General features: G+C 48.8%; 14 protein-coding genes and 1 other annotated feature. Of the genes, 1 reads left to right on the top strand and 13 read right to left on the bottom strand.

Annotated features, from left to right (window positions below; genetic code table 11):
* Nucleotides 1-9: 9 nt before the first annotated feature.
* On the bottom strand, nt 10-2,649 hold the full coding sequence (locus tag EWH91_RS01440) for a valine--tRNA ligase (RefSeq protein ID WP_129928225.1): 2,640 nt from the start codon (nt 2,647-2,649) through the stop codon (nt 10-12).
* 129 nt (nt 2,650-2,778) lie between these two features.
* Nucleotides 2,779-3,029: a binding site (T-box leader), on the bottom strand.
* A gap of 364 nt (nt 3,030-3,393) precedes the next feature.
* On the opposite strand from EWH91_RS01440, the gene EWH91_RS01435 reads away from it, so the two are divergent.
* On the top strand, nt 3,394-3,573 hold the full coding sequence (locus EWH91_RS01435; RefSeq protein ID WP_129928224.1) for a hypothetical protein: 180 nt from the start codon (nt 3,394-3,396) through the stop codon (nt 3,571-3,573).
* Between the two features lie 4 nt (nt 3,574-3,577).
* On the opposite strand, the gene EWH91_RS01430 is transcribed toward EWH91_RS01435, so the two are convergent.
* The 12 genes from EWH91_RS01430 to lonB all read right to left on the bottom strand — a co-directional run bounded on the left by EWH91_RS01430 (nt 3,578) and on the right by lonB (nt 17,904).
* Complete coding sequence (locus EWH91_RS01430) at nt 3,578-4,603, bottom strand: protein kinase family protein (RefSeq protein ID WP_129928223.1); 1,026 nt, start codon at nt 4,601-4,603, stop codon at nt 3,578-3,580.
* Between the two features lie 18 nt (nt 4,604-4,621).
* Nucleotides 4,622-5,539 (bottom strand): hypothetical protein, encoded by a 918-nt coding sequence (locus EWH91_RS01425; protein ID WP_129928222.1) that lies wholly within the window; start codon nt 5,537-5,539, stop codon nt 4,622-4,624.
* A complete protein-coding gene (locus EWH91_RS01420) occupies nt 5,532-6,941 on the bottom strand; it encodes a LysM peptidoglycan-binding domain-containing protein (RefSeq protein WP_129928221.1) in 1,410 nt (469 codons plus the stop codon). Before EWH91_RS01420 ends, EWH91_RS01425 begins: the two co-directional genes overlap by 8 nt.
* Nucleotides 6,942-7,032: 91 nt before the next feature.
* Nucleotides 7,033-7,707: a DUF421 domain-containing protein gene (locus EWH91_RS01415; protein ID WP_129928220.1), complete on the bottom strand. Its 675-nt coding sequence runs from the start codon at nt 7,705-7,707 to the stop codon at nt 7,033-7,035.
* Between the two features lie 174 nt (nt 7,708-7,881).
* Nucleotides 7,882-9,651, bottom strand: coding sequence for a flavocytochrome c (locus EWH91_RS01410; protein WP_129928219.1), 1,770 nt, complete (start codon nt 9,649-9,651; stop codon nt 7,882-7,884).
* Nucleotides 9,652-9,825: 174 nt separating this feature from the next.
* Complete coding sequence (gene hemL / locus EWH91_RS01405; protein ID WP_129928218.1) at nt 9,826-11,118, bottom strand: glutamate-1-semialdehyde 2,1-aminomutase; 1,293 nt, start codon at nt 11,116-11,118, stop codon at nt 9,826-9,828.
* A 4-nt stretch (nt 11,119-11,122) separates the two neighbouring features.
* Nucleotides 11,123-12,109 (bottom strand): porphobilinogen synthase, encoded by a 987-nt coding sequence (gene hemB / locus EWH91_RS01400; protein ID WP_129928217.1) that lies wholly within the window; start codon nt 12,107-12,109, stop codon nt 11,123-11,125.
* Complete coding sequence (locus EWH91_RS01395) at nt 12,106-12,894, bottom strand: uroporphyrinogen-III synthase (RefSeq protein ID WP_165364205.1); 789 nt, start codon at nt 12,892-12,894, stop codon at nt 12,106-12,108. Before EWH91_RS01395 ends, hemB begins: the two co-directional genes overlap by 4 nt.
* Nucleotides 12,895-12,899: 5 nt before the next feature.
* Entirely contained in the window at nt 12,900-13,832 is a 933-nt protein-coding gene (gene hemC / locus EWH91_RS01390) for a hydroxymethylbilane synthase (RefSeq protein WP_129928215.1), read from the bottom strand.
* Between the two features lie 45 nt (nt 13,833-13,877).
* Nucleotides 13,878-15,257, bottom strand: coding sequence for a glutamyl-tRNA reductase (hemA, locus tag EWH91_RS01385; RefSeq protein WP_129928214.1), 1,380 nt, complete (start codon nt 15,255-15,257; stop codon nt 13,878-13,880).
* Between the two features lie 168 nt (nt 15,258-15,425).
* Complete coding sequence (gene yihA, locus EWH91_RS01380) at nt 15,426-16,019, bottom strand: ribosome biogenesis GTP-binding protein YihA/YsxC (RefSeq protein ID WP_129928213.1); 594 nt, start codon at nt 16,017-16,019, stop codon at nt 15,426-15,428.
* A 172-nt stretch (nt 16,020-16,191) separates the two neighbouring features.
* The gene (lonB, locus tag EWH91_RS01375) at nt 16,192-17,904 is read right to left on the bottom strand and encodes an ATP-dependent protease LonB (RefSeq protein ID WP_129928212.1); all 1,713 of its coding nucleotides are present in this window, start codon (nt 17,902-17,904) and stop codon (nt 16,192-16,194) included.
* Between the last annotated feature and the right edge of the window lie 120 nt (nt 17,905-18,024).

Here is an 18,024-nt window from a genome sequence, read left to right as displayed (position 1 = left end):
TGTCTACTTTCAGGCTTTCAATTCAGCAATTCGTTTTTCAATTTTGTCACGTTTCTGCAGATAGTCGGTTTCTTTTGCCCGTTCTTTATCAACGATCGCAGCCGGCGCTTTATCCACGAACCTCTGATTGCTTAATTTTTTCCGTACGCGTTCCACTTCAGCATTCATCTTTTCCAGTTCTTTTCCCAGCCGGCTGACTTCATCCTCAATATTGATCAGGCCTGACAGCGGGAGAAAAATATCCGCCCCGGTAATCACTTTTGAAACTGCCTTATCCGGAGCCTGAATATGTGTGCTGATTTTCAGTGAGGAAGGATTGCAGAACTTTTCAAGCGTGACACGGTTTGCTTCCAGTAGTTCGCTCTCCTCATCCGATTCCGTTTTCACAAGCATATCAATGGGCTTTTTAGGTGCAACATGCATCTCAGAACGGACACTGCGCACCGTACGGATCACATTCTGCAGCAGGCTCATCTGTTTTCCCACTGCTTTATCATTCCACTCCGCTTTCGATTCCGGCCAGCTACTGTGCATAATGGTTTCCCCTTCGTGGGGCAGATGCTGCCAGATCTCCTCTGTAATAAAAGGCATAATCGGATGCAGAAGTTTCAGGATCTTATCCAGTACATAAGTAAGAACGGATTTTGTTGTCCGACTGGCCGATTCATCGTCTCCGTAAAGCGGCAGTTTGGCCATTTCAATATACCAGTCGCAGTAGTCATCCCAGATGAACTGATACAGATAGTGTCCCGCTTCGCCGAAATCATAGTTTTCGTAAAGTGAGGTCACCTTTTTTATCGTTGCATTCAGACGGGAAAGAATCCAGCGATCGGCAACTGATTTTTCTCCTGACAGATCTACTTCACTGATCGAGAAACCGTCAAGATTCATGATCACAAATCGCGAAGCGTTCCATATTTTGTTGGCAAAATTCCAGTTTGCCTCAACTTTACTCCACTGGAACGTAAGATCCTGTCCCGGTGTCGTTCCGGTCGCAAGTGTATAGCGCAGCGCATCTGCTCCATATTTGTCAATCACATCCATCGGATCGATGCCGTTGCCGAGCGATTTACTCATTTTCCTTCCCTGTTCATCACGGACCAGACCATGAATCAGAACATCCCTGAATGGACTTCTCCCGGTAAATTCAGTAGACTGGAACATCATCCGTGCTACCCAGAAAAAGATAATATCATATCCGGTGACCAGCGCGTTGGTTGGAAAATACCGTTTAAAATCCGATGCCCCTTCATCCGGCCAGCCCATCGTCGAGAAAGGCCAGAGCGCCGAACTGAACCAGGTGTCCAGAACGTCTTCGTCCTGTTTCCAGTTCTCACTGTCCTTCGGCGCTTCCGTCCCGACATACACTTCTCCAGTTTTCTTATGATACCAGGCCGGTATCCGGTGCCCCCACCAGAGCTGGCGGGAAATACACCAGTCACGAATGTTTTCCATCCAGTGTCTGTATGTACCTTCAAAGCGGTCCGGTATAAAATGAACTTTATCATCTGTTTCCTGCATCTTCAAAGAGGCTTCGGCGAGTGGCTTCATTTTAACGAACCACTGCGTGGACAAGATGGGCTCAACCACCACACCGGTGCGTTCTGAATGGCCGACGGCATGGGTATGTTCTTCCGTATATGCCAGAGCACCGGTCTCTTTCAGGTCGCTGACAATCTGACGGCGACAGGCATCACGATCCATTCCCTGATACTTGCCGGCATTCTCATTCATTTTTCCGGCTTCATTAATAACAAGAATTCGCGGCAGATGATGCCGGTTGCCTACTTCAAAGTCGTTTGGATCGTGCGCCGGTGTAATCTTCACAGCACCGGTTCCAAATGTACGGTCAACATAGCGGTCGGCAACAATCGGTATTTCACGACCGACAAGGGGCAGGATTGCCGTCTTTCCAATCAGATCCTTATACCTCTCATCATCCGGATGAACGGCAATGGCTGTATCACCAAGCATGGTTTCCGGGCGCGTTGTGGCAATCTGAATGGAACCGGAACCCTCTTTTAATGGATAATTAACATGCCACAGATAGCCGGGGATTTCTTTGTAGATGACCTCAATATCCGACAGGGCGGTCCGGGCAGCAGGATCCCAGTTGATGATATAAGCCCCGCGATAGATCAGCCCTTTTTTATACAAGGAAACAAATACTTTACGAACCGCACGCGACAGACCTTCATCAAGCGTAAAGCGTTCCCGGGAATAATCCAGCGACAATCCAAGCTTCGCCCATTGTTTACGAATCAAAGCCGCATATTCCTTTTTCCATTCCCATGCCACTTCCAGAAACTTTTCGCGACCCAGATCATATCGGGATTTCCCTTCCTTACGCAATTTCGCATCGACCTTGGCCTGCGTGGCAATTCCCGCATGATCCATACCGGGAAGGTACAGGGCGTCATATCCCTGCATCCGTTTGAAGCGGATCAGGAGATCCTGCATCGTTGTATCCCAGGCATGCCCAAGGTGCAGTTTACCGGTGACGTTTGGCGGCGGAATAACGATCGAATAAGGCTTCTTCGCCGGATCACCATCAGCCTTGAAATAGCCTTTTTCCCGCCATGTCCGATACCATTTGTCTTCCGTTTTTGCAGGATCGTATTTCGTTGCCATTTCTTTTGTCTCTTCCATTACTTACAACCCCTTTTTGGAAAATGAAGAAAAACTTACCGGCCGGCACGTTGCGTGCGCCGCCGGAGCATCGTTTTTCTGATTTTTTCCCCGCAAAAATTTTTAAAGTATAAAAAGAGCTTTCTCCATCGCAAGGACGAAGAAAGCTCCGTGGTACCACCTTAATTTACGTATCAGATACGTACACTTAAATACGTTAACGGATTAACCGGTCATTCCTACTCAGCCGTCGCCTTTAAGAATGACTGCTCAGGGGCAACTTCCACTCCGCCAGCCTGGGAAACTTCTCAGCGTATCGGTTTCCCTCTCTTGCAGAAAGATCCATCAGAAATCCTTCTTCAGGCCTGAAGACGTGTACTACTCCCCGTCATGGCATTTTACCTTGTAACGCATGACGCGTGTTTATATTAAATATAATATACACTATATCATTGTCAAGTCAACGTTCACACTTCTTATCCCGCCTGAACGGGCAGGATCCCTCAGCGTCATGAGGGTAAACGAGCAAGACCGGGTGAGGGCGTACTTTTCGCAGAAACCCGACAGGTTCAACGAACGATCAGTGGGGATAGGCGCAGGCTAAAAACGGGAGCGTCCTGTCGCAACGCCTGCACGAGTACGTCCTGTGCGTCCGAAAAGCCCCCTCACTGATTTTTTTCTCACCCTTTCCTGTTACGATACATAAACTATAGCAACAGCCCGGACAATGCGTTTGTAATCGACGACCAGGGGAGAGGGTTCTGTATGTTTAAAAAAAGATTTCCGCCATTTTTCAAAAAATGTCGTGAAGGGCTCGCGATTATCATCCTTCCGCTGGCGTTCTTCCAGCTGATCCGTACCATTTTTCTTCCAACCTCTTTTGATGTTCTCCTGACTGCCCTGCTTTTTTTTATCTATATTTCCTTTCTGAAAAAATGGTTCTGATTCACTACGCCTCTTTCGGACTGGCAGCTTCTGCCTGTTTTTTTTCTTTTTCCAGCCAGCTCCACAGACTGCTGAGCATCAGTTTATGATTTCTGCTGAAACGCATCCACTTCCGGATAGAACCCGGTTCATCCTTCTTCTTTTCAGTCAGGTAGCTGTTGAAAAAGAGAGACGGTGCTTTCGGGCAGAGCATCAGATGAAATAAAAAAATACCCTCCTCCTCGCGCAGTGGACAGGCAGTCAGATAGTCATGAAGCCATTTTTCCCATTGTGGCGCCCCGTTATACATCACACAGGCCTGTTCCATTAGTGAGGCGGTCTCCAGAATAAAAAAATCTTCCCGGCATTCCTCCAGATTAACCAGCAGACACCTTTCGCGTTCAATCAGAAGATGCCTCGGATTCAATCTGCCGTGGCATAGCGCGCGACGCATGCCGATGCCCTTTCCTTCCTCATCTTTTGGCTCCCCGCGTGAAAAAAAGGTCATGGCCTGCTGAATATGAGACAGACGGATACCGGCCGAATCAAAGACCACCTGCTCAAAGGGAGAGGGGTATACATGATGTTCCGCAACGTTTAGAAAGCCCTCCCATTCCTGCTTTCTTGCCATTGCAATCTGAGTCAGCTGAGCGTATAAATCATCAGAATTCTGAGTATCCCTGCGCATCGTCGCTCTGTGCATCTGGCCGGCTTTGATAAACAGCATTCGGTAGCGCTCCTTTAGATCTGTAACCGGTACCGTTTCTTCAATCCACGGCATCAGATAACAGGTTTCCCCATCTCCGCTGATCACCAGATCTCCGTATTTTGAAGGAAGTGGCGTGACAGCGTCGATCACCAGATTTTGCGACAACTGATACGTAACTTTCAGATGCTCGATCTGGTGAACCGTCAATTTTTTCTTTTTTAACGCAAAAAGACCTCTGTCCGTCTCAATTTTATATACGCGTTCAAACGGTGTGATCCGGTACGGGTACAGGTCATATTGAAAAAGAAGGCGATTGAGCACGACATCAGTTTCAGCAACCATCAGCAGCATCTGCTCCTTCTAGACTTCAAAATAAGCAAGAAATAAAGCAATTAACCGATTTTTACTGTCCCAGATCTTTTTAAATCCGTTCACATGCTGGTTCGACAGTTCCATACCCGGAGGCAGACCAGATAACAGATCGACCAGATAAATCCATTCATCCGGTTCATACCAGGCGGCTTTAATCAGGTCAGAGGTCTCCTGATCCATTCCTCCTTTTTCAATCATGAGCTGGAGAAGGGCCTGCATGACAGATTCTCCCTGATTATTGAGAACCTGCTGCATAAATCCTGCAATCCGGTCATAGCCCTGTACCGGCCCGGATTGTCCGAGATTAATAAATAATACATCAAAAAGCTTTTTAATCTGATCAAATGAAAAATCATCAGGCAAAACAAATGACCGGCGGCGTCCCTGATGCTTTGCCCGCAACTGATCAGCAATTTTTGCCCGCTCGCAGACCGATGGATAACAGGACTGCGCGATCTTCCCCGCATGGCTGCTGAACAGGTCCGCCCGTTCAGCCTGTTCATAATACGTTTGTACTGTACCCAAAAGACTGCTCTCAGAAACAGGAAGCGGCATACGGCTTCGGGTCAGAAGCGTGTGCATCACTTCTGCCCATAACGCTTCATAACCGCTCATAACGGCTTCTTCCTCAGGCGCATCATGGCAGGTCAGACGAAAACGGTCATAGCGGATATAAGGGAAGCCCTGAACGGTTACATACATGCGATCTATAAAAAAAGAAGGGGTCAAAAGTTTCAGCCGCCATTCCAGATGTCTTTTTAAAAGCCCTTCATTTTCCCAGAAACGAATCCGCTTAAGTCCTTTCTCCGTGCTGATGATCATCGGGTTTTCCCGGATCAGATTCAGTTCCTGGAAACGAAAATGATTGCGGATGAGAGCAAGAATCATGCTCTGTCTGTCATTCATTCTTTCCCGACCGCGCAGCCTTTGGGATATAAAGAATTTCACCGGGTTCAATATGAGCTGTCGTCAGTTCATTCTTTCTGAGGAGACTGGTTACCGGGACATGATAACGTTCGGATATGCTCTCGAGGGAGTCGCCGGTCTGGACGATGCATAATCTGACCTGAGTCCTCTGTTCGGCTTCATCCCCCGCTAGAACTTTGGTCAGATAATTGCTGCTCTCACCGGATGTTTCCTTCTCTTCAGGTAAAATGGCTTCCGGTTCTGTCTGTTCGCCAGGAGCAGCCTGGGGCAGGACAGCTTCTGTTCTCTCGGAAAACGCAACATGGGGGACCTCCTCTTCTTCAATCAGCTCCGGCCTGCGCATGGTCTGATAACTGAATGCCGCAAGTGTGCCGTCTCCGTCCTCATACTGGCTGTCTGTCGGCATTTCTTCATACTCGCCGGAAAGCAAGACATCCTGGTAGTCGTCTTCTGTCCTTTTTCCCTTCCCCGCTTTTGAAGCCTTTTCAACCGGCTGCGGCATCGCCTTTTTTGCCGCTTTCAGAGGGTTTTCTGCCGGTTGAACGGAAAGATGATCTACTTTCATCGCAGGGGCCGGATTCTCCTTTTCCGACTTTAGCTGCGTCTTGTCGGCTTTCAGAGCTGCTTCTTTTTTGGCTGCTGCTTTTTCCGCCTTCGGAGCTGCTGCTTCTTTCTTGGGCGCTGCTTTTTCCGCTTTCGGAGCCGACGCTGCTTTCTTGGGCGCTGCTTTTTCTGCTTTCGGAGCCGCAGCCTCTTTTTTAGGCGCTGCTTTTTCTGCTTTCGGAGCCGCAGCCTCTTTTTTGGGCGCTGCTTTTTCCGCCTTCGGAACCGCAGCCGGTTTCTCTGCCGGTTTCTTTACCTCCTTTTTCTTTTCGGACGGAGCAGCGGGCGGCGCAGGCTGAGGTGGAGCCACAGGTGGCTGAGCTTTCTTTAACGCTTTTTCCTTCCTCACAGGGTCGGCAAGACCGGTGATGGCGATATCCGCCTGAAGTTGCATATGACGCTGTCCCGTTAACTCATAATCGAAGGAATCGATAACGAGGAAGAGTTCCTCCAGGTTCGGAACGCGTTCCACGGGAATGGTAATATCAAGTGGAAAACGGTGCTCCAGTACAGCCGTTCCAGTATCGGTTTCCATGATTTCCTCGATCGTTCGGAAGGGTGCCGGAATCTCCTGATTATCCGATACGGAACTATTATCCGGAATATATTCACCCGTAAGTCGGAGAAAGCCTTTAATCGTCACGTCATTCACATTTTCCTCGACTGTGATGTCCGGCTCCAGCGCCATGGACAGTATTTCTTTTGCCGGCGCGTCATTTCTCAGCCATACTGACTCATTTATTGAAAACTGCAGACGATCATCAGATGCTTGAGACATGCATTCCACCCTCTCATCCATTCTTAATAAAAGGAATATGCATGGAAGAGAGAAATATGCCCGCAAGAGGCTGAGTCGTTCTTTACTGTGTCTATTTCTTTTCGAGGTAAATCCCTTCACCCTTTTTCCATTCACAATAAAAAACATCCTGAAACTGATCAATATGATTTTTTTTCAGTTCTTTTGCAAGCCATGCTTCATTCAAACCTGATCGTTCCAGATTCTCCCAGTCGACCTCACCGTCCATGATCAGTGTCACCGGCAGACAGACCGGTTTATCCGGCAGTTTCAGCATGTCGCTGGTCGGCTGGTCATACCGGGTTTTTTTCAGCGCACTGATGGATCCGTCTGTCTCCAGAATCGCATAAGCGACTTCACGGATGGAGAAGATATCCTTTTGTCTCAGAAGATTTTGCAGCATATTCAGGTCAAGTTTCTCTTTCTTCATCTGCTCTCTGTCCAGATGCCCGTTACGAATGACAATTGACGGTTTCCCTTCAAGGAATCCTCTTGTGGCACGAAATTTTTGCGTACACCACTCCACGATGTAGATCATAACACCCCATAAAACGATGGCAAAGAGCACGGAACCGATACCTACTTCTTTGTCATAGAGCGCATTCCCGACGAATTCACCAAGCACAATCGCAGAGATAAAATCAAAAGCAGTAACCTGTGAAAGTGTCGCTTTACCTAATATCTTGGTCAATAAAAACAGAGCAATAAAACCGATGATCAATTCGGTTGCAATCTGGAGAAAATGCATGGTCAGCCCACCCTCCCGCAACAGGAATATAGAATATCCTTATTGTGGCTCAGTCTCGTTGAAATATCAGAAATTAGTGGGTTGCCCGCAACATAACCCATCCTGCCCTTTCTCAGCACACAAAAAAACAGGACACCGTTTGCTTTGGAAGGTGCATCCTGTTTGATTTTTTGATTAATTTATTTCAGCTGCAGCTGTCTGACCGGCAATCCTGCCGAAAGTGATAATATCTGCAACAGCATTTCCGCCCAGACGGTTGCCTCCGTGTACCCCGCCGGTGACTTCACCCGCTGCATACAGCCCCTTAACCGGGCGACCCGATGAATGGAGCACATGTGCCTTTGTGTCGATTTTCAGACCACCCATTGTATGGTGGACTGACGGGACCACCGGAATCGCATAATATTTTCCTTCCGCAAGCGGTTCTTCAAGATGTGCCCGACCAAATTCTTTATCCTTTCCCTTCTGAACATATGAAGCGTAGTCCGCCATGGTTTTCTCCAGCGTTCCCGGATCAACCTTCATTGCCCGGGCAAGTTCCTCTACATTACTTCCTTCAACCGCATAACCATCTTTAATATATTGGGCGAGTGACGCATTTTTTTCCTTAATTGCATCGTTCGTCACAAGAAACGCCTGATGGTCCTTCTGGGCAATGATGGCATCAGATACGACATCTCTCGTTTCCATTTCATCAACGAAGCGTTTCCCTTCGCGGTTGATCAGCAGGCCTCCATCACCACGGACCGCTTCGGTGAACATAAAACCGGTTTCGGGATCCGTCGTCGGATGGGTCTGAATCTGATCCATCTGGGTGACAGCAGCACCGGCATCTACGGCCATCCTGATGCCCTCTCCTGTTGCACCTTTATGATTGGTGGTAAAATAGCCTTTCAAATCAGGACGATATTTCTCAACCATATCACTGTTTGCACTGAATCCGCCTGTAGCCATGATGACAGCAGGGGCATGGACCTGAAACAGATTTCCTTTGGCGTCTTTTGCTTCCACCCCTGCAACTGTTCCATTCTTTACCATTAATTTCTCTGCGCGGGTATTCAATAATATATGGATGCCTTCTGCCTTGATTTTCTTTGTCAGCACATTAACCAGTACAGGACCAACAGGTGAGCCGTCAGCCGGCCGGTGCAAACGTTTGTTTGTCGCTCCGCCGCCCAGCGTCACGTCGGTCAGACCCGCACCGAGCTGATTGACCCATTCAACTGTTCCAGGCGCGTGATCGACCAGAGTCCGGACCAATTTTGGGTCGTTCAGATTCTTTCCGCCCTTCATCGTATCATTAAAAAATGTCTCCCTGGAATCCTTAATGCCCGCTTTTTTCTGAATACTTGTTTCTGCCGCATTCATACCCCCCGTCGCCCGGTTGGTATTTCCACCGATGATCGGCATCTTTTCCAGAATCACGACGGATTTTCCTGCCGCGTCTGCTTCAATCGCTGCGGACAGTCCTGCGCCGCCGGATCCGATAACTGCAACATCTACATTCAGATCCTTCTGTTTTTGTTCTTTGACCGTTATTTTATTTTTCGGATCTTTTAATGCCTCAATGTCACCGCCCGCCTTCTCAAGTGCCCGAGTGACGGCTTCCAGAATAGCAGCACTGGACTCGCTCGCCCCGGATACCGCATCCACAGCCAGACTTTGCGTGGCAATAATTTCATCGGTCAGCTGACGGGCGGCTCCGGATCCAATCTGTCCGGTTTCACCTTTTGCATCCACCGTAATACTCTTGATTTTATCCTTTGTGACTGTTACTTTTGCTTTTACGTCTCCCCCGTGCCCCTTAGACACGCCTTCATAGGTTCCGGGATCAAACTTCCCTGTGTCTGATGAAGCGTTGCTGCTGCACCCCGACAGGATCGTGCCGGCAACGAGAAAGAGCATCAATATCAGACATACGGTCTTATGACACCTGAAAGTCATGTCGTAACGCCTCCAATTAGTGATTTTTTTTCACAAAATAATGTAATCGCTTACCTGCCTATGCTACCATATCCCGTAATTACTGTTGATGACATCAGTCACAAAAAAATCCCTTCAAAAATGGCACCGGAAACTGCGCCACTTTTGAAGGGATTTACAGATCATTCAATTTTCTTATTCAGATTCCGCAATCTCCTTAAATGCCTGTTCGGCTGCATCAATCGTTTTCCTGATATCCTCCATGGAGTGCTTTGTCGACAGGAAGACCCCTTCAAACTGAGAAGGAGGCAGGGAAATGCCCTGTTTGATCATCGCGGCAAAATACTTTTTAAAATGTTCCAGATTGGATCCTTTCGAACGTTTATAATTAATGACTTTCTGATCAGTGAAGAAAAAGCCCATCATTGCGCCGGCCTGGTTAACTGACAGCGGAATGTGATATTTTTCTGCTGCTTTCCTGTAGCCCTTTGCAAGACGGTCCGCCTTTAATCTGAAATCATCATAGTCCTGAGGTTTCAACTGCTTCAGCGTCATATAACCTGCTGCCATCGCCAGCGGATTACCGGAAAGTGTGCCGGCCTGATAAACCGGTCCTTCCGGCGCCACCTGGCTCATGATATCGTTTCTGCCGCCGTATGCGCCTACTGGCAGACCGCCGCCGATTACTTTTCCGAGCGTGGTCAGGTCCGGAGTAACCCCATAATAACCCTGCGCACAATGATAGGCGACCCGGAATCCGGTCATGACTTCATCAAAAATCAGAAGCGAGCCGTACTGTCTGGTAATCCGCCGCAGTTCTTCCAGAAATCCGGGAACAGGAGGAACGACCCCCATATTCCCGGCGACAGGCTCAACTATGATGCAGGCAATGTCGTGTCCAAATTGTTTGAACACGTCATCAACCTTTTCTGCATCATTGTAGGGAACGGTAAGTGTATCCTTGGCAAGCTGTGCCGGAACACCGGGGCTGTCCGGAAGGCCGAGCGTTGCGACCCCGGAACCGGCTTTGATCAGAAGTGAGTCCGAACTCCCGTGATAACTGCCTTCGAACTTGAGAATCTTATCTCTTCCCGTGTAGCCGCGGGCAAGTCGGATCGCGCTCATGGTCGCTTCTGTCCCGGAGTTCACCATGCGCACCTTTTCAACTGAGGGCACACGATCAATGACCAGTTCCGCAAGTTTGGTCTCAAGAATATGCGGGGCACCGAAACTGGTCCCTTTTTCCACAGTTTTCTTGACGAATTCGACGACTTTCTCATCAGCGTGTCCGAGAATCAGCGGTCCCCAGCTGAGGACGTAATCGATGTACTCGTTTCCGTCAAGATCATAAATTTTTGACCCCTTCCCGTGATCCATATAAATCGGATTCAGATCAACGGCAGGAAAGGCCCGTACCGGACTGTTTACGCCTCCCGGCATCAAAGGCTTCGCTTCCTTAAAAGCTGCAATTGATTTACTGAAATCCATATTCTTAACCCTCTTCCCGGAGCCAGCGGACGGCATCCTTTGCATGATATGTAATGATCAGATCGGCACCGGCCCTCTTCATCGAAGTCAGCGCTTCGAGAACGACAGCCTTCTCATTGATCCAGCCGTTCTGCGCGGCTGCTTTCACCATAGCATATTCGCCGCTGACGTTATAAGCAACAAGTGGAAGGTTGATCGAATTCCGGACATCTCTCAGAACGTCCAGATAGGGCAGAGCCGGTTTAACAATGATAAAATCAGCACCTTCCCGGACATCGGAATCCGCTTCTCTGAGTGCCTCCCGGCGGTTTGCCGGATCCATCTGATAGGTTTTACGATTGCCAAACTTCGGTGCACTTTCGGCTGCATCACGAAAAGGTCCGAAGAATGCGGAGGCATATTTTACCGCATAGGACATAATCGGGATCTGCTGGTAGCCTGCCTCGTCCAGTGCATGACGGATCGCCGTCACAAAGCCGTCCATCATGTTTGATGGTGCGATAATATCAGCACCTGCCTCCGCCTGAGAAACAGCCGTCCTGGCCAGGTAATCCAGACTTTCATCATTATCCACATCTCCATTGTGAACGATCCCGCAGTGTCCGTGATCTGTATATTCACACATGCACGTATCTGCGATCACAACCAGATCCGGGTAGTTCTTTTTCGTCAGCCGTATGGCTTCCTGCACGACGCCATGCGCGTCATAGGCCCCGGAGCCGACGGCGTCTTTTTTCTTCGGAATGCCGAAAAAGATGACGGATGGAATGCCGAGATCCGTAACTTCTTTCAGTTCTTCATCCAGTCTGTCCACAGAATACTGAAAGACACCGGGCATCGATGGGATCTCCGACCTGATATGGCTGCCTTCTTCGGTAACAAAAATCGGATAGATAAAGTCAGAGGGTCTGAGAAAGGTTTCCCGAACCATTTCTCTGAGTACGGCTGTTCTTCTGAGCCGTCTGTGACGATCAAAATGTAGTTCTGTCATGTTGAGGACTTCTTTCTTTTATTATAAAAATTTGCCAGAGCGTCAATAAGATCAACGGATGTGAAGTATTTTGGAATCACATCAGCAGCGAAGCCGAGTGCATCAAGGCTTTGGGCCGTTGACGGTCCAATTGCTCCGACGACACTCGCAGTCAGGGCTTTTTTCCACGTCTCTTCATTAAGCATTTCCGTAAAAAAGCGGACGGCAGAGGGACTGGCAAAAGTCAGTGCATCCATTTCCCCGGAACGCATGATTTCAGCCAGTCTCTCTTTTTGAGACAGATCCGGTACGGTTTCATAAAGCGTCCGCTCTGTCACGTTAAAGCCATGTGACTTCAGATCATGAATCCAGGACGGGTCAGTCAGCGAGCCATGAGGAAAAACAATCCGCTCTGCATGTAATGTTCCGGTCAGGAGTGCTTTCCCCAGCGCTTTGCCTGTGTACTTTTCCGGAACATAGACGTTTTTCAGACCGGCATCTGCAAGTTTCCGGGCTGTCTTGCGTCCGACGGCCGCCAGTCGTTTTCCTCTGATTCTGGCCGGGGTATCGAGCGTACGCATAAAAAAATCGACACTGTTCCCGCTGGTCAGAATGATCAGATCAGCCCGGCTAACGTGATCCAGCCAGCGTGTTCGTTCGTCACGGGGAACCGGTACGAATCGGTAGCTCATCAGTGGAACCGTTACCGCCTCTCCGCCATAATCCTGTACCCGGGCAATCATTTCTGAAGCCTGACCGGCAGATCGGGTAATCAGTACACGTTTCCCTTTCAGTACCTGTATCATTTGACTCATTCCCTTCCCGGTTCAGACGGACGGAAGGCAGCCAGTATTTTATCCGCACCCCGGTTAAGCAGGGATTCTGCGACCAGGTAACCCAGTTTCTCAGGATTCCGGCCATCCCTTTCTGTTCGCAGCAGGGTCTGCCCGTCCGGTGAAGCAACGAGCCCGTCGAGAGAAAAGCAGCCGTCATCCCGCAATACACAATGGGCCGCGATCGGCACCTGGCAGCCACCCTCCAGTTTTTTCAGGAACGCCCGTTCAGCCAGAACCGTACGCCACGTCTTCTCATCACTGATTTTCTTCAGCAAGGCTTTCAGTTCTGCATCTCCGGACCGGCACTCAATCGCCAGTGCCCCCTGGCCAACAGCCGGGAGCATGACGGCAAACGGAATCGAGATTGCCTGTTCTTTCCTTTCTAATCGATTCAAACCGGCTCTGGCAAGGACGATGGCATCAAACGCTCCGGACTTCAGCTTTGAGAGACGGGTATCGACGTTGCCCCGCAACGTTTTAATCTTAAGATCCGGCCTTTTATACAAAATCTGGGCTGCCCGGCGCAGGCTGCTTGTCCCAATGATTGCGCCGGGCGCGAGTGTGTCAAGATCACCCCCGTTTCGCGAAATCAGAACATCACCCGGGTCCTCACGAGCCGGAATTCCGCCAATTTCCAGCCCTTCAGGGAGGTCTGCAGGCATATCCTTCATGCTGTGAACCGCCAGATCAATTGACCCGTCAAGCAGTGCCCGTTCAATTTCTTTGACAAAAAGACCCTTTCCACCTGCTTTCGACAGGGCGACATGCTGAATCCGGTCACCGCGGGTCACAATATGCCTGATCTGAACGTTAAGGCCGCCTGAAGCCGCCTTCAGTATTTCCATCACTTTCCGGCTTTGTACAAGAGCCAGTTTGCTTCTTCTTGAACCTATGACAAGGGTCCTCATTCTGCCTGGTCATCTCTCTCCCTGAGTAAAATCATAGCTGAAAAATTAATGGATTTGAACCGCCTGTTCCGTTTTTTTCCCTGTTTTTCCATCCATTTCATCCTGTTCAGCGGCCCCTCCGTCTTTTGAGGTATCATCGTGAGACGTCCCCGATGTGACGCTATCCGAAATATGAAAGATATCGGCAAAGAGACGAATGGCTTCCCTGCCACTGTTTTGAACGGCAAGTTCCTTGATTTTACTGATCGGATCCCTCAGTAGCTGATTAATCATGCTTTTGGTATGTTTGCTGATTACCTTTCTTTCGTGTTCGGTCATCTCCGGAAGTTTGTGATCAAGACTCGTCATCGTTTCCGCATGAATCTCCAGTGCCTTTTTCCTGAGCGCGGTGATCACCGGAACAACCCCGAGGGTCTGCAGCCATTCCTCATACTTTACCATCTGCTGCTCAATCATCGGAACGATGCGCTTAGCAGCCTGCAGACGTGCCTCTCTGTTATTTTCGATGACATCTTTAAGATCGTCGATATCAGAAAGAAACACGCCTTCGATTTTTCCCGCCTCAGGATCAATATTGCGCGGAACACCAATATCTACAAGAATAAGAGGACGCCTCTCACGCCCGGACATTGCGGAATGAATTTCTTTTCCCGTAAGCAGATACTCATGTGCCGAAGTCGCCGTAATCACAATATCCGACTCTCTGATTAAATGATTTCGACTGTCAAAGCGCACCGGCCTTCCGCCACACTGCGCTGCAAGGTGAACCGCTTTCTCTGTGGTTCTGTTCGCAATCAAAAGATCTCCGGCACCATTACCGGCAAGATGCTTCAGAGCCAGTCTGCTCATTTTACCGGCACCAATCATCAGTACCGTTTTATCTTCAAGAGTGCCAAACCGGTGGCGCAGCATTTCTACAGCCGCATAACTCACGGAAACCGGATGATCATTAATCTGTGTGACATGCTGAGCTTTTCTGGCTACGGTCAGTGCTTCCTTGAACAGTTCATTAAAAAACGTCCCTGTTGTCCCCGCCGACTGTGCAGTCAAAAAACTGTTTCTGACCTGTCCGAGAATCTGTGTCTCCCCCAGAATCATGGAATCAAGTCCGCAAGTCACACGAAAAAGATGATCCATTGCTTCCCTGCCATGCTTTATAAAAAGGAAGGGTTCAAGATCTGCTATGGAAAGATGGAACCATTCAGCAAAGAATCTTTTTGTATAATAGCGTCCCGTGTGCAGTTGATCACTGACAACATAGATTTCTGTGCGATTACATGTAGAAATAATGACATCTTCAAAAATACTTTTCGTATTCCGCAAAATTGTTAGCGCTTTCTCAATACCTGATTTATTAAACGCCAAATGTTCCCTTATATGGACCGGAGCACTGTGATAGTTGACTCCCACTGCCAGAATGTGCATGAAACTCCCCCACATATAAATAAACACTTCACAAGACCATGTATGATCGTATGATAAAGAGATTTCCTTTATTTATGCCTCTTATTTCAAAATAACAAATCAGTTTATTAAAATCAAAAGTTAGGTGCGTTATGTAGTGATAATTATCACCCGGTGTTCACAAAGTATTCACATGTCATTTACGATCAGACGGTCAATTGCCTGCCAGGCTTCGTCTGTACCCATACCTGTCATCGAAGAAAAAAGGAGAAGGGGTTCATCTTTCTTAAGTGAAAGTGTATGCGTAATCATCTTTTTCTGTTTTTGATAGCTTCCCCGGGACAGTTTGTCCGCTTTCGTAGCCACGGTAATGACCGGGTGACCGTAAAATTTCAGGTATTCGTGCATCTGAATATCCTGATGTGTGGGCGGGTGGCGCATATCGACGAGATGAACAACAGCACGTAATGTGCCCCGTTCTGAAAAATATTTATCCAGCATTTTCCCCCAGGCTTCCCGCTCTTTTTTAGAGACTTTGGCATAACCATAACCCGGTACATCTACAAAATAAAAACAACCATTTATTTTAAAATAGTTCAGTTTCTGAGTCTTGCCCGGCTTTTCAGAAATCCTGACCAGGTTCCTGCGTCCGAGCATCTTATTAATAAATGAAGATTTACCGACATTTGAACGGCCGGCAAGCGCTATTTCCGGGAGTCCGTCTGCGGGGTACTGTGCCGGACCTACTGCACTGATGATATATTCCGCCTGAGTAATTTTCATGGTTAACTCCTCTATGGGATACTCTTTTTGTACAAACCATTCTAATGTATGTTTCATACTTTATACAATAATAACATATTCTCACTTACTCATGACTGAAGTAACGAGTGTGCGTTATAAATCAATTTGAAAAGCCGGACCTCTGCATGAAGTCCGGCATCATTCTTCTCTATTAACCGGGTTTTCTGATCTGCTGTTCCGTCCCTCTGGCCGACATTTCCTCATTCATCTGATCCGAGTAGGGTGCTTCCTGCACAAACCGTCGCTCCTCAGCAGTAAGTAATGCCAGATCCAGAACCTCGCGAAATGAATCGACGGGGATCACTTCAACACCCTGGACCCTTTTTAACGCTTCCTGCATATTCTCACGGGGAATCATCACGCGGACTGCCCCCGCTTCACAGGCTGCTCCAACTTTCGCCATAATCCCTCCAACCGGTTTGACCTGTCCATGAAGACCAAGTTCACCGGTCATGGCCAGATCCGGACACACAGCGCGTCCCATGATTGCCGAACAGACAGCAACAGCCATGGCTATACCCGCGGATGGACCATCCACCAGAGATCCGCCGGGAAAATTCACATGCAGGTGATACTTATAGGTTGCAAAACCCATTCTGTTTAACACGGTCAGGACATTCTCAATCGATCCCCTGGCCATGCTTTTTCGTGTAACCGACCGGCCTGAGGAGCCCATGGTTTCTTCCTCAGCGATCCCGGTCACGGTCAGGCTACCGCCATGGCGACTTTTCACAGCAGACGCCTCAACTTCCAGAAGGGCTCCCTGACCTGATCCGTAAACGGCGAGTCCGCTGACCAGTCCGATTTCCGGCTTTACAGGGACTTTTCGATTCGGTTTGGGAACAAGCCGGCTGGAACGGATCACCCACTCAATTTCATCCAGGCCGATCTTCATCGCCGCGTTTCCCTGAAACATAGCCATGCCCGCCGCAATTTGAATCATATTGACGGCTTCACGGCCGTTCTTTGCATAATCCGCAATTTTTTCGAGGCACGCCTGAGGTACATCAAGATGCAGTTTCTTCCCGGCGCGTCCGGCAATCCGCTGAATATCCGACCGGCTCAGTTCGCTGAAGAAAATTTCCAGGCAGCGTGAACGGATGGCCGGCGGGATTTCTTCAGGGCGCCTTGTGGTCGCCCCGACCAGTCTGAAGTCGGCGGGAAGTCCTTTCTGAAAGATATCGTGAATGTAAACGGGAATCTGACGATTTTCTTCGCTGTAGTAGGCACTTTCAAGAAAAACTTTTCGATCTTCGAGCACTTTCAGCAGCTTATTGAGCTGAATGGGGTGAAGTTCCCCAATTTCATCAATAAAGAGGAGGCCTCCATGTGCCCGGGTCACGGCTCCTTCTTTAGGCTGAGGAATACCCGCCTGTCCCATGGCGCCTGCCCCCTGATAAATAGGGTCGTGTACCGAACCGATCAGCGGATCAGCGATACCCCGTTCATCAAACCGCGCCGTTGCTCCGTCCAGTTCAACAAATGGTGAAGAAGGGGTAAAGGGGGATTTTATGTTCTTTTTTGCTTCTTCAAGGACAAGCCGTGCAGCAGCAGTCTTTCCAATACCCGGAGGTCCATAAATAATGACATGCTGCGGATTGGCTCCGCAAAGTGCGGCACGCAGCGCCTTTATTCCCTCCTGCTGACCAATGACGTCTTCAAGCGTCTTCGGCCGAATCCGTTCCGACAGAGGTTCCGACAAGGATCGGCTGCGCATCCTGTTCAGATGTTCCATTTCCTTTTTCGATTCCCTGTCTACCGAAATCCGCTGTACGCGCTGGTTGCGCAGCAGATTCCAAAAATAAAGTCCGATAATAGCTCCAAAAAAAATCTGAGTAAAAATAAGTAAAACCATCCAGTTCATGCTCTGCATCTGCCTCCCATTTATGACAATTGTTCACAGTCGGTTCATTTGAATGTTCTACCGGCCAGTATTGCCAGACGTGAGAGGAGCTAAACAAAAAAGGACCGGGATATCGGATCT

Origin of the sequence: Sporolactobacillus sp. THM19-2, from assembly GCF_004153195.1 — a bacterium.
Taxonomy (GTDB): Bacteria; Bacillota; Bacilli; order Bacillales; family Sporolactobacillaceae; genus Sporolactobacillus.
The sequence above is the reverse complement of the archived record's forward strand: the minus strand, read 5'-3'. Positions and strand labels throughout refer to the sequence as shown.